This window comes from Cupriavidus sp. USMAA2-4, assembly GCF_001854305.1.
Lineage (GTDB): Bacteria > Pseudomonadota > Gammaproteobacteria > Burkholderiales > Burkholderiaceae > Cupriavidus > Cupriavidus malaysiensis.
In genome coordinates this window covers 703,424-715,430 of sequence record NZ_CP017748.1, presented here as the reverse complement: position 1 = coordinate 715,430, position 12,007 = coordinate 703,424, and the positions used below count along the sequence as shown (strand labels likewise).

Below are 12,007 nucleotides of genomic sequence, written 5' to 3'. Positions count from 1 at the left end.
GGCCGCGCTCAGATGGCGAGCGCGTCCAGCAGGTCCTGTTCAAGCTGTAACTGCAATTTGTTGTCGGCGGCGAGACGGCTGCCGTCGACGAGGAACATATCCTCGACGCGCTCGCCGAGGGTATTGATGCGGGCGGTATGGACCGAAACGCGGTGCCGCGCCAGCACGCGCGTGATGGCGTAGAGCAGGCCGGTACGGTCGTTGGCCGACAGCGCCAGCAGGTAGTACTGGCCGCGCTCGTCCGGGCGCAGGTCGACGCGCGGCTTGATCGGGAAGCTGCGCGACTGGCGCGACAGCCGGCCCTGGGTGGGTTCCGGCAGCGCAGCCTGGGTGTGCAGGCGTTCCGCCAGTTCGTGCTCGACCAGCGTGATGATGTCGCGGTAGCCCTGGCTGCCGGTGTGCTGGCCGGCCGCCGCGCCGGAGATGCGCGGATCGATCACCTGGAAGGTGTCCAGCGCATAGCCGTGGCGCGTGGTGTGGATCTTGGCGTCCTGGATGGAGAAGGCCTTGCGCTCGAAATAGCCGCAGATGCGCGCGAACAGGTCCGGCTGGTCCTTGACGTAGACCGCCACCTGCAGGCCTTCGCCGGCCGGCGAGATGCGGGCCTTGACCACCGGCGTATCGCTGTCGACGCGGTTGTACAGGTGGCGCGTCAGCCAGGCGATATCGCGCGAATCATGGCGCAGGAAGAAGGCGACGTCGAGCTGGGCCCACAGCGGCTTGCCGAGGTCGGGATCGAAGGCCATCAGGCGCAGTTGCGCGATGGTCTCTTCCTTGCGTTGCGACCACAGCGAATGCGGGTCGACGCGGGCGCCGCCCAGCACGCGCAGCGTGATGCGGTACAGGTCTTCCAGCAGCTTGCCCTTCCAGGCGTTCCAGACCTTGGGGCTGGTGCCGCGGATATCGGCCACGGTGAGCAGGTAGAGCGCGGTCAGGTAGCGCTCGCTGCCCACCGTGCGGGCGAAGGCATGCACCACGTCCGGGTCGGTCAGGTCCTGCTTCTGCGCCACATGGCTCATGGTCAGGTGGTGCTCGACCAGCCAGGCGATCAGGTCGGCATCTTCGCGCGCGATGCCGTGCTGCTTGCAGAAGCGGCGCGCGTCGACCGCGCCCAGCGAGGAATGGTCGCCGCCGCGGCCCTTGGCGATATCGTGGAACAGCGCCGCCACCCAAAGCACCCAGGGGCGGTCGAAGCTCGCCATCAGCTGGCTGCAGAAGGGGAACTCGTGCGTGTGCTCGACGATGGCGAAGCGGCGCATATTGCGCACCACCATCAGGATGTGCTGGTCCACGGTGTAGACGTGGAACAGGTCGTGCTGCATCTGGCCGACGATGCGGCGGAAATTGATCAGGTAGCGGCCCAGCACGCTGGTCTGGTTCATCAGGCGCAGCGCGTGGGTGATGCCCTGCGGCTCCTGCACGATGGCGAGGAACTGCCGGCGGTTCTCCGGATCGTTGCGCCAGCGCGCGTCCATCACGGTGCGGGCGTTGTAGAGGCCGCGCAGCGTGCGCGGCGACAGCCCTTTGATGCCGGGCGTGCGCTCGTACAGCAGGAAGGTCTCGAGGATGGCGCGCGGCTCACGCTCGTAGAGATCGTCGCTGGTGATCTCGAGCATGCCCTGGCGCTCCTCGAAGCGCTCGTTGAACACGCGCGTCACCTTCGATTCGCTGGGGAAGAGCAGGGCCTCGATATTGAGCAGCAGCACGCTGTTGAGCTGGGTGACGGCCTTGGCCGCCCAGTAGTAGCGGCGCATCAGTTGCTCGCTGGCGCGCTTGTTGGCGTTCTGGCGGTAGCCGAAGGCTTCGCCCAGGGCCGTCTGCAGGTCGAACACCAGCACGTCCTGGCGACGGCCTGCGACCAGGTGCAGGCGCGCGCGGATAGTCTTGAGCAGGCGCTCGTTGTGCGACAGCTCCTGGGCTTCGCGCTGCGTCAGCAGACCCTTCTGGAACAGTTCCTTCCAGCTGTCTCCCAGCCCCGCCGCCTTGGTCATCCACAGGATCACCTGCAGGTCGCGCAGGCCGCCCGGGCTTTCCTTGCAGTTGGGCTCGAGCGAGTACGGCGTGTCCTGGTACTTGGCGTGGCGCTGGCGCATCTCCAGCAGCTTGGCCTGGAAGAAGGCCGCCGGATCGAGCTCGGCCAGGTAGTGCTCGCGCAAGACCGTGAACAGCTGGCGGTCCCCGGTCAGCAGCCGCGCCTCCAGCAACGAGGTCTGGATGGTGATGTCCTGGCGCGCTTCGCGCAGGCAGTCCTCCACCGTGCGCACGGAGGAGCCGATCTCGAGGCCGAGGTCCCAGCACAGCCCGATGAAGCGTTCGAGCCGCTCGATGGTATCGGCATCGGGCTCGCGCGACAGCAGCAGCAGCACGTCCACGTCGGAGTGCGGGAACAGCTCGCCGCGCCCGTAGCCGCCGACCGCCACCAGCGCGGCATCCTCGGGCAGCGACAGTTCGCGCCAGGCCGTGACCAGGGCAATGTCGACCGCGCGGCGCAGCTGCGACAGCAGTGTGCCGACCTGGCCGCCCGCGGCGAAGGCATCGAACAACGCCTGCTTGTCGGCCTTCAGCTGGTCGCGGATGCGCGCGCCGAGCTGCGCTTCGGACGAGGCGGACATCGGAGTGGGGAGAGGATGGGCGGACACGGCGGCGGGCGGTGGATGTAAGAAGGGCGCCGATCCGGCGCCCGTTGCAGTGGTCAGACCGCGAGGGACTCGGTGACGAAGGCCGGCGGCGCTTGCGTGCCGGCGGAGACCGTCAGCACGTCGAAGCCGGTCTCCGTGACCAGCACCGTGTGCTCCCACTGCGCCGACAGGCTGCGGTCGCGCGTCTTGACGGTCCAGTGGTCCGGCATGGTGCGGATGTCGCGCTTGCCGGCGTTGATCATGGGCTCCACCGTGAAGATCATGCCGGCCTGGATTTCCATGCCGGTGCCGGGGCGGCCGTAGTGCAGGACCTGCGGATCCTCGTGGAAGTTCTTGCCGATGCCGTGGCCGCAGTACTCGCGCACCACGCTGTAGCCGGCGCCCTCGGCGTGGACCTGGATGGCGTGGCCGATGTCGCCCAGCCGCGCGCCCGGGCGCACCTGGGCGATGCCCTTCCACATGCACTCGAAGGTGACCTGGGCCAGTCGCTTGGCCAGGATGGAGCCCTCGCCGGCGATGAACATGCGGCTGGTGTCGCCGTAGTAGCCTTCCTTGGTGATGACGGTGATGTCGAGGTTGACCGCGTCGCCGCTCTTGAGCACGCGGTCGCCCGGGATGCCGTGGCAGATCACGTCGTTGACCGAGGTGCAGATCGCCGCGGGGAAGGGCGGGTAGCCGGGCGGCGCATAATTCAGCGGCGCCGGCACCGTGCCCTGCACGTCACGCATATAGGCATGGCAGAGCCGATCCAGTTCGCCGGTGGTGACGCCCGGCTTGACGAAGGGGGTGATGTAGTCGAGGACTTCGGATGCGAGGCGGCAGGCCACCCGCATGTGGGCGATGTCTTCGGCCGTTTTCAGATGGATGCTCATGCTGCGGCGGGAAGAAGGTGACGAAAGCGACGGCCGTGGCGTTGCCCGGGTCGTGCAGTCAGTCGATTCGTAAATGCGAATTATCGCACCTTCGGCGGTGGACCGCAGCCCGGAATGCAGGATCTGGCGCGATTCGTGGCGCGTCCCGGCCTGCCGGCCGTGCGTTGGCCATGTACCGGCTGCGCAGCTCGGTCTGTGTTGCGTGTAAATCTCTTTTCCTGCCCGCATCCGGCATTTGTGCCGGCCTTGTGCCGGCGTGCCGGACTGCCGAACCCCTCTTCTGGGCCCGTGCTTGCACTTGAGCGCGGGCGCCATTGTTGCTACAATCGTTGGCTGTCCTGATCTCGGTTCCAGCTCCTGCGCCGCTTTCCGCTGTGCGTCGTCCGCTGCCGGGGCAGGCAGTTCATTGGTAAGTAAATCGCGAGCCCGTCCTTCCGGGGTGTTCCTGTTGAGGAATGTCTGGGCGGGCTTCAGACCCAACCCTTATGGAGAATCCCATGTCCGTCACGATGCGTGAAATGCTGGAAGCCGGTTGCCACTTTGGCCACCAGACCCGCTTCTGGAACCCGAAGATGGCCCCCTTCATCTTCGGTCATCGCAACAAGATCCACATTATCAACCTCGAAAAGACCCTGCCGATGTTCCAGGACGCGCTGAAGTACGTGCGTCAACTGGCAGCGAACCGCGGCACCGTCCTTTTCGTGGGCACCAAGCGCCAGTCGCGCGAGATCCTAGCTGAGGAAGCCGGCCGCGCCGGTATGCCGTACGTCGACGCCCGCTGGCTCGGCGGCATGATGACCAACTTCAAGACGGTCAAGATCTCGATCAAGCGCCTGAAGGACATGGAAGCCGCCAAGGAAGCCGGCGCGCTGGAAACCATGAGCAAGAAGGAAGCGCTGATGTTCGAGCGCGAGATGGAAAAGCTGGAAAAGTCCATCGGCGGCATCAAGGACATGAACGGCATCCCCGACGCCATCTTCGTGGTCGACGTCGGCTACCACAAGATTGCCGTCACCGAAGCCAACAAGCTGGGCATCCCCGTGATCGGCGTGGTCGATACGAACCACTCGCCGGAAGGCATCGACTACGTGATCCCGGGCAACGACGACTCGAGCAAGGCTGTCGCGCTGTACGTGCGCGGCGTGGCTGACGCCATCCTGGAAGGCCGCGCCAACGCGGTGCAGGAAGTGGTCGAAGCCGTGCGCGAAGGCGACGAGTTCGTCGAGGTCCAGGAAGGCTGAAGCCCTTTCGCCGCGCGGCCCCTGGTGGTGCCGCGCTGCGGCGGGCAATGACGATCGTTTGCTGCCGGCCGCAAGGCTGGCGCACCAGGCAGGCCGGGCAAGGCAGGATGGGCCGGCGGCCGGAGCGCCAGGGTGCGCCCTGAGACAAGGCGACAGGAAAGGGGGCACATTGGCGCCCCCTTTTTTTGAATTGTTGTCATCCGCCTCGTGCAAGATCCGATGCGGATGAAATGCATGCATCCGGACCGGACGTGGCCAGTTCGAAGTGCCTGTCCGGCGAGAACCAATCAAGGAGTGACAAATGGCGGCAATTACCGCAAGCATGGTGGCTGAACTGCGCGCGAAGACCGACGCGCCGATGATGGAATGCAAGAAGGCCCTGACCGAGGCCGAAGGCAACATGGAAAAGGCCGAAGAGCTGCTGCGCGTGAAGCTGGGCAACAAGGCCAGCAAGGCTGCGTCGCGCGTCACGGCCGAAGGCGTGGTCGCCTCCTTCATCGACGGCACCGTCGGTGCCCTGGTCGAGCTGAACTGCGAGACCGATTTCGTATCGAAGAACGACGACTTCCTGGCATTCTCGGCCAAGGTCGCCGAGCTGGTGGCCAAGCAGAGCCCGGCCGACGTGGCTGCCCTGTCGGCCCTGGAAATCGACGGCGTGAGCGTCGAGGCAACCCGTACCGCCCTGATCGGCAAGATCGGCGAGAACCTGGCCATCCGCCGCTTCGTGCGCTACGCCGACGGTGGCAAGCTGGTGTCGTACCTGCACGGCACGCGCATCGGCGTGATGGTGGAATTCGACGGTGACGAAGCTGCCGCCAAGGATGTGGCGATGCACGTGGCCGCGATGAAGCCGGTGTCGCTGTCGTCGGCCGACGTGCCGGCCGAGCTGATCGCCAAGGAGCGCAGCATCGCCGAGCAGAAGGCAGCCGAATCGGGCAAGCCCGCCGAGATCGCCGCCAAGATGGTGGAAGGCTCGGTGCAGAAGTACCTGAAGGAAGTCTCGCTGCTGAACCAGCCGTTCGTGAAGAACGACAAGCAGACCGTCGAGCAGATGCTCAAGGCTGCCAACACCAGCGTCAAGGGCTTCACCCTTTACGTGGTGGGCGAGGGCATCGAGAAGAAGCAGGACGACTTCGCTGCGGAAGTGGCTGCCCAGGTAGCCGCGGCGCAGAAGGCCTGATGCCGGACGGGTCACCTGTCTCGGAAGCGAGGCAGGGCGGCCCCGTATAATGCCGAGAGGGGCGCCGCAAGGTGCCCTTCTGCACAAATGTGGTCTGGCAGGCGCATGCGTCTCCGGACTGCGACAGACGGCTTCCGCCGTCGCCTGCGCTCGCGGTACCACCGCGCACGGAGCAGACGACGGCGAAAACCAGTCTTTCCTGCGCGGCGGCGCGCCGATCCGCGCCGCGCGCTTTCAAACATCCGTTCGAACCAGCGTTCCGAACCAGCCCGAGGGTGAACATGCCAGCCTATAAGCGCGTCCTTTTGAAACTGTCCGGTGAGGCCCTGATGGGCGACGATGCCTTTGGCATCAACCGTGCCACCATCGAAGGCATGGTCAACGATATCGCCGAGATCGTGAAACTCGGCGTGCAGGTGGCGGTGGTCATCGGCGGCGGCAATATCTTCCGCGGCGTGGCTGGCGGTGCCGCCGGCATGGACCGCGCGACGGCCGACTACATGGGTATGCTGGCGACCATGATGAATGCCCTGGCCCTGCAGGATGCCATGCGCCACGCCAACATCGAAGGCCGCGTGCAGTCCGCGCTGCGCATGGACCAGGTGGTCGAGCCCTATATCCGCCCGCGTGCCATCCGCCAGCTCGAGGAGGGCAAGGTGGTGATCTTCGCCGCGGGCACCGGCAATCCCTTCTTCACCACCGACACCGCAGCCGCGCTGCGCGGTTCCGAGATCGGCGCGGAGATCGTGCTGAAAGCGACCAAGGTGGACGGCGTCTATACCGCCGACCCGAAGAAGGACCCGAGCGCCACGCGCTACACCACGATCACCTTCGACGAGGCCATCTCGCGCAACCTGCAGGTGATGGACGCCACCGCCTTCGCGCTGTGCCGCGACCAGAAGCTGCCGATCAAGGTGTTCTCCATCGTCAAGCCGGGTGCGCTCAAGCGCGTCATCCTGGGCGAGGACGAAGGTACGCTGGTGCATGTGTAGTAAACGGCCGGCGGGCCGCCGCAGTGGCGCCCGCGCCGGCAAAGAGTAGAATGGTTCATTTTCGGCCCCGCCGTGCGGGGCCACGATTGGCATTTGGAGGTAATGATGAGCGTCGCCGACATCAAGAAGAGCGTCGAGCAGAAGATGCAGAAATCGATCGAGGCATTCAAGGCCGACCTGGCCAAGATCCGCACCGGTCGCGCGCATACCGGTCTGCTCGACCACATCCAGGTCGATTACTACGGCTCCATGGTGCCGGTCAACCAGGTGGCCAACGTCGGCCTGGCCGACGCGCGCACGATTTCGGTGCAGCCGTGGGAAAAGAAGATGGTCGGCGCCGTCGAGAAGGCTATCCGTGACTCGGACCTGGGCCTGAACCCCTCGACCATGGGCGACGTGATCCGCGTGCCGATGCCTGCGCTGACGGAAGAACGCCGCAAGGAACTGACCAAGGTGGTCAAGTCCGAGGGCGAGAGCGCCAAGGTGGCGGTGCGCAACCTGCGCCGCGATGCCAACGAGCAGTTCAAGAAGCTGGTCAAGGACAAGACCATTTCCGAGGACGACGAGCGCCGCGGCCAGGACGAGGTGCAGAAGCTGACCGACAAATACGTGGCGGAAATCGACAAGATGGTCGCGGAAAAGGACAAGGAGATCATGACGGTCTGAGCGGGCGGCCGGCGGCCCGCCGCCGGCACCGCGGACGATCGTCCTACACCATGCAGCACATCAGTTCCACGCTAGGCGTACCCGATACCAGCTACGTGCCCCGGCATGTCGCCATCATCATGGATGGCAACGGCCGCTGGGCGACCCAGCGGCATCTGCCGCGTATCGCCGGCCACACGCGCGGCCTGGAAGCCGTCCGGGCCGTGGTGGAGGCGAGCGCCGCGCGTGGCGTCCAGTACCTGACGCTGTTCGCCTTCAGCTCCGAGAACTGGCGCCGTCCGGTCGAGGAGGTCTCGTTCCTGATGCGGCTGTTCATGTCCGCCTTGCGCCGCGAGGTGGTCAAGATGCACGCCAACAACATCCGGTTGAAGGTGGTGGGCGACCTGAGCCGCTTCAGCGCGCGTATCCAGCAGTTGATCCGCGATGCCGAGGCGCGCACGGCGGGCAACACCGGCCTGACCGTGACCATCGCCGCCAACTACGGCGGCCGCTGGGACCTGCTGCAGGCCATGCGCAAGATGCTGGCGCGATCGCCGATGCTCGACGTGGATAAGATCGAAGAGGGGGAGCTGACGCCCCACCTGGCGATGGCCTACGCGCCGGAGCCGGACTTGTTCATCCGTACCGGCGGCGAGCAGCGCATCAGTAACTTCCTGCTCTGGCAGCTCGCCTATTCCGAGCTGTATTTCACCGACGTCTTCTGGCCCGACTTCGACGCCGCGGAACTGGACAAGGCCTTTGCCTCGTACCGCCAGCGCGAGCGCCGCTTCGGACGTACCAGTGCGCAGGTGGTGGCACCTTCGGGTCTGTCCGGCACGGCCTGAGGGCCGGGGACCGCCGCCGCGCATCGCACTGCAACCGCTCTTCGGGAACCCGCGGTACATGCTCATCACCCGTGTTATCACCGCGCTGTGCCTGCTGCTGGTGCTCCTGCCCATCCTGTTCCTGGCGCCGCCGGTCGCGCTGGCCGGCCTGGTGGCCGTGATCGTGCTGCTCGGCGGCTGGGAATTCGGCCGGCTGATCGGCTTGCCCGGCGCCTGGGCCTGGGGGTACGGCGCCGCCTGCCTGCTGGCGTTGCTCGGCTGGCAGGCGCTGTCGGATCCGGCATTGCTGGTACGCCTGCTGCAGGCGGCGGTGGTGTGCTGGGGCATCGCGCTGGTGCTGCTGGCGCGCGGCGTGCGGCGTGCCACGCCGGGCTTCACCGCGCTCGGCGCGTTGCTGGGCCTGGTGATGCTGCCCGCGTTCGGTCATGCCACCATGGTGCTGCGCCAGGCGGGCATCGGCGTGCTGCTGTCCGTGGCGGTGCTGGTGTGGGCCGCCGACATCGGTGCCTATTTCGTCGGCAAGGCCGTCGGCCGCCGCAAGCTGGCGCCGACCATCAGTCCCGGCAAATCCTGGGAAGGCGCGCTGGGTGGCTGGCTGCTGGCCTCGCTGATCTCTCTGTGGCTGGCTGCCAGCCACGTGCTGGCGCCGACCTGGTTCTCGCGCGGTGCCGATGCCATGGGCCTGCTGCCGGTGGCGCTGCTGGTGACGCTGCTGGTCGCAGCCAGCGTGATCGGCGACCTGTTCGAATCGCTGCTCAAGCGCCAGGTCGGCATGAAGGACAGCAGCGCGCTGCTGCCGGGCCACGGTGGCGTGCTCGATCGCATCGACGCCCTCCTGCCCGTCTTCCCGCTGGCCGCGCTGCTGGCGACCTTTTTCTAAGTTCAAGCTGATATGCATCGCGTTACCATTCTCGGAGCCACCGGCTCGATCGGCGAGAGCACGCTGGACGTGGTCAGGCGCCACCCCGGCCGCTATTCGGTCCATGCCCTGTCTGCGCACCGCCAGGTGGACAAGCTGGCGGCCCAGTGCCTGGAATTCCGCCCCGAGCGCGCCGTGATGGGCTCGGCCGAGGCCGCGCGCGAACTGGAGGGCCGGCTGCGCGCAGCCGGCCTGAAGACCGTGGTGGAGTGGGGCGAGTCGGCGCTGGAATCGATCGCTGCCGACGGCCCGACCGATGCCGTGATGGCGGCCATCGTCGGTGCGGCCGGGCTGCGGCCGTCGCTGGCGGCGGCGCGCGCCGGCAAGCGCGTGCTGCTGGCCAACAAGGAGGCGCTGGTGATGTCCGGCGCGATCTTCATGGACGCGGTGCGCGAGCACCGCGCGACCCTGCTGCCGATCGACAGCGAGCACAACGCCATCTTCCAGTGCCTGCCCGCCGACGATCCGCGCTGCCAGGGCGGCGTGTCCAGGGTGCTGCTGACCGCCTCGGGCGGGCCCTTCCGCACGCGCGATCCGCATACCCTGCACGATGTCACGCCGGACCAGGCCTGCGCCCATCCGAACTGGTCGATGGGCCGCAAGATCTCCGTCGACTCGGCCACCATGATGAACAAGGGGCTGGAGGTGATCGAGGCGCACTGGCTGTTCGGCGCTCCCGCCGACCGGATCGAGGTGCTGATTCATCCGCAGAGCATCGTGCATTCGATGGTGGCCTATACGGACGGCTCGGTGCTGGCCCAGCTCGGCAACCCCGATATGCGTACGCCGATCGCCTATGGCCTGGCCTACCCGGAGCGGATCGATTCCGGGGTGGCACCGCTCGACCTGGTCAAGGCGGGCGGCCTGGTGTTCGAGCACCCTGATTTCGAGCGCTTTCCCTGTCTGGCGCTGGCCTTCGACGCCCTGCGCGCGGAAGGCGTGGCACCGGCGGTGCTGAACGCCGCCAACGAGGTGGCCGTCGAGGCGTTCCTGCAGGGCGCGATCCGTTTCACGGACATCGCCCATATCGTGGCGCGCGTGCTGGAGCTTCCGGCCGAGGGCGACGCCGCCTCGCTGGAGGGTGTGCTGGCGGCCGACGCCGGCGCGCGCCGCCAGGCGCACAAGCTGCTGGGCGCGCAGCCCGCCTGATGCGCGGGTGCGCAGCTGGCTTCTGCCACAATAGCGATGACGACGCCGTGCCGGCGGTGCCCGCCAAGCGCAACCCTGTGACGAGCCGCAGCCCATGCAGACCCTGATCGCTTTCCTTGTCGCCCTGTGCGTGCTGATCTTCGTGCACGAGATGGGGCATTACCTCGCCGCCCGTGCCTGCGGGGTCAAGGTGCTGCGTTTTTCGATCGGCTTCGGCCGGCCGCTGCTGCGCCGGGTTTCCAAGGGGCGCGACCGCACCGAGTGGACACTGGCGGCAATCCCGCTGGGCGGCTACGTCAAGATGCTCGACGAGCGCGAGCTGGAGCCGGGCGAGGCGGCGACCGTCGATCCCGCCGAGCTGCCGCGCGCTTTCAACCGCCAGCCGGTCGGCAAGCGCTTCGTCATCGTGGCGGCCGGGCCGATCGCCAATTTCCTGCTGGCCATCCTGCTGTATTTCCTGTTGTTCGCCGGTGGCATGCGCGAGGCGGCGCCGCTGCTGGCCGCACCGGCGCCCGGCAGCGTGGCCGCCCAGGCCGGCCTGCGCGCCGGCGACCGCGTGCTGTCGCTGAGCGCGAACGGCAGCACGGAAGCGGTGCGTTCCTGGGGCGACCTGCGCATGGCGGTGTTCGCCGAGGGCTTCGGCGGCGCGCGCGCGGTGCTGCGCGTGCGCGGCACCGACGGCACGGAGCGGGACGCGGTGCTGCCGAAGCTGCCCGATACCGGACGCGACCCTGAACAGGATCCGCTGGCCTTGCTCGGCCTCGCCCTGCAGGGCGGTCCGATCACCATCAGCGAGGTGCTGCCGGATTCCGCGGCCCGGCGCGCCGGCCTGCGCGCCGGCGACCAGGTGGTTGCCCTGCAGGGGCAGGCGCTGATCCAGGCCGGCGAGCTGATCCGCGCGGTACGCGCGCGGCCCGGCCAGGCGGTGACGCTGGGCATCGTGCGTGACGGGCAGCGGCAGGAAGTCGCGGTGACCCTCGACACGGCGCCGGCCACCGGCAGTGCGGCGGCTTCCGGCAAGCTCGGCGCTGCCCTCAGCCAGGCGGTGGAAATGGAGACGGTGCGCTACCGGCCGGACCAGGCGCTGCTGCGCGCCGCCGGCCAGGTCTGGTCGACCAGCACGCTGTCGCTGAAGCTGCTGGCCAAGATGCTGGTCGGCCAGGCCTCGCTGCAGAACCTGAGCGGGCCTCTGACCGTGGCGGACTACGCAGGGCGTGCCGCGAGCCTGGGCTGGCAGCCCTTCGTGGGCTTTCTGGCGCTGGTCAGCGTCAGCCTCGGTGTGTTGAATTTGTTACCTATTCCGGTACTGGATGGGGGTCATTTGCTGTATTATTGCGTGGAATTTTTGACCGGCAGGCCAGTACCAGACCATTGGCAGGCAATGCTACAGAGGGTCGGCATCGCCTGCATTCTGCTCCTGACATCGCTCGCCCTGTTCAATGACGTCAGCCGGCTGCTGTTCGGGCGCGGCTAGAACAAGAGGCGGGCGGCGCAGCCGTCGCCGACGATGTCAGGCATGCCGATG

Annotated in this window: 10 protein-coding genes; 8 read left to right on the top strand and 2 right to left on the bottom strand. The window is 67.3% G+C overall.

Going from position 1 to position 12,007, the window contains the following annotated elements; all coding sequences use genetic code 11:
• Nucleotides 1-8: 8 nt before the first annotated feature.
• Nucleotides 9-2,612 (bottom strand): [protein-PII] uridylyltransferase, encoded by a 2,604-nt coding sequence (locus tag BKK79_RS03100; protein ID WP_071012441.1) that lies wholly within the window; start codon nt 2,610-2,612, stop codon nt 9-11.
• 80 nt (nt 2,613-2,692) lie between these two features.
• Complete coding sequence (map, locus tag BKK79_RS03095; protein WP_071012443.1) at nt 2,693-3,511, bottom strand: type I methionyl aminopeptidase; 819 nt, start codon at nt 3,509-3,511, stop codon at nt 2,693-2,695.
• 497 nt (nt 3,512-4,008) lie between these two features.
• Between map and rpsB the strand changes: the two genes are divergently transcribed.
• From rpsB to rseP, 8 genes are all read left to right on the top strand, one after another.
• Nucleotides 4,009-4,752 carry a 30S ribosomal protein S2 gene (gene rpsB / locus BKK79_RS03090; protein WP_071016287.1) on the top strand — a complete coding sequence of 248 codons (744 nt, stop codon included), beginning with the start codon at nt 4,009-4,011 and terminating at the stop codon, nt 4,750-4,752.
• Between the two features lie 301 nt (nt 4,753-5,053).
• Nucleotides 5,054-5,932 (top strand): translation elongation factor Ts, encoded by an 879-nt coding sequence (tsf, locus tag BKK79_RS03085; RefSeq protein WP_071037081.1) that lies wholly within the window; start codon nt 5,054-5,056, stop codon nt 5,930-5,932.
• A 281-nt stretch (nt 5,933-6,213) separates the two neighbouring features.
• Entirely contained in the window at nt 6,214-6,924 is a 711-nt protein-coding gene (pyrH, locus tag BKK79_RS03080) for a UMP kinase (RefSeq protein WP_066735314.1), read from the top strand.
• A gap of 105 nt (nt 6,925-7,029) precedes the next feature.
• Nucleotides 7,030-7,590, top strand: a complete 561-nt coding sequence (frr, locus tag BKK79_RS03075) for a ribosome recycling factor (protein WP_071012446.1) — start codon at nt 7,030-7,032, stop codon at nt 7,588-7,590.
• A gap of 50 nt (nt 7,591-7,640) precedes the next feature.
• Complete coding sequence (locus BKK79_RS03070) at nt 7,641-8,414, top strand: isoprenyl transferase (protein ID WP_071012448.1); 774 nt, start codon at nt 7,641-7,643, stop codon at nt 8,412-8,414.
• 58 nt (nt 8,415-8,472) lie between these two features.
• Nucleotides 8,473-9,294: a phosphatidate cytidylyltransferase gene (locus tag BKK79_RS03065; protein ID WP_071012449.1), complete on the top strand. Its 822-nt coding sequence runs from the start codon at nt 8,473-8,475 to the stop codon at nt 9,292-9,294.
• A 12-nt stretch (nt 9,295-9,306) separates the two neighbouring features.
• Nucleotides 9,307-10,482 carry a 1-deoxy-D-xylulose-5-phosphate reductoisomerase gene (gene ispC / locus BKK79_RS03060; RefSeq protein ID WP_071037080.1) on the top strand — a complete coding sequence of 392 codons (1,176 nt, stop codon included), beginning with the start codon at nt 9,307-9,309 and terminating at the stop codon, nt 10,480-10,482.
• A gap of 94 nt (nt 10,483-10,576) precedes the next feature.
• The gene (gene rseP / locus BKK79_RS03055; protein ID WP_071037079.1) at nt 10,577-11,956 is read left to right on the top strand and encodes an RIP metalloprotease RseP; all 1,380 of its coding nucleotides are present in this window, start codon (nt 10,577-10,579) and stop codon (nt 11,954-11,956) included.
• Nucleotides 11,957-12,007 lie beyond the last annotated feature (51 nt).

Coding starts and splice junctions, on each gene's coding strand:
- map (WP_071012443.1), bottom strand. CDS start 3,511: ATGAGCATCCATCTGAAAACGGCCGAAGACATCGCCCACATGCGGGTG.
- rseP (WP_071037079.1), top strand. CDS start 10,577: ATGCAGACCCTGATCGCTTTCCTTGTCGCCCTGTGCGTGCTGATCTTC.
- BKK79_RS03070 (WP_071012448.1), top strand. CDS start 7,641: ATGCAGCACATCAGTTCCACGCTAGGCGTACCCGATACCAGCTACGTG.
- BKK79_RS03100 (WP_071012441.1), bottom strand. CDS start 2,612: ATGTCCGCCTCGTCCGAAGCGCAGCTCGGCGCGCGCATCCGCGACCAG.
- ispC (WP_071037080.1), top strand. CDS start 9,307: ATGCATCGCGTTACCATTCTCGGAGCCACCGGCTCGATCGGCGAGAGC.
- frr (WP_071012446.1), top strand. CDS start 7,030: ATGAGCGTCGCCGACATCAAGAAGAGCGTCGAGCAGAAGATGCAGAAA.
- rpsB (WP_071016287.1), top strand. CDS start 4,009: ATGTCCGTCACGATGCGTGAAATGCTGGAAGCCGGTTGCCACTTTGGC.
- BKK79_RS03065 (WP_071012449.1), top strand. CDS start 8,473: ATGCTCATCACCCGTGTTATCACCGCGCTGTGCCTGCTGCTGGTGCTC.
- pyrH (WP_066735314.1), top strand. CDS start 6,214: ATGCCAGCCTATAAGCGCGTCCTTTTGAAACTGTCCGGTGAGGCCCTG.
- tsf (WP_071037081.1), top strand. CDS start 5,054: ATGGCGGCAATTACCGCAAGCATGGTGGCTGAACTGCGCGCGAAGACC.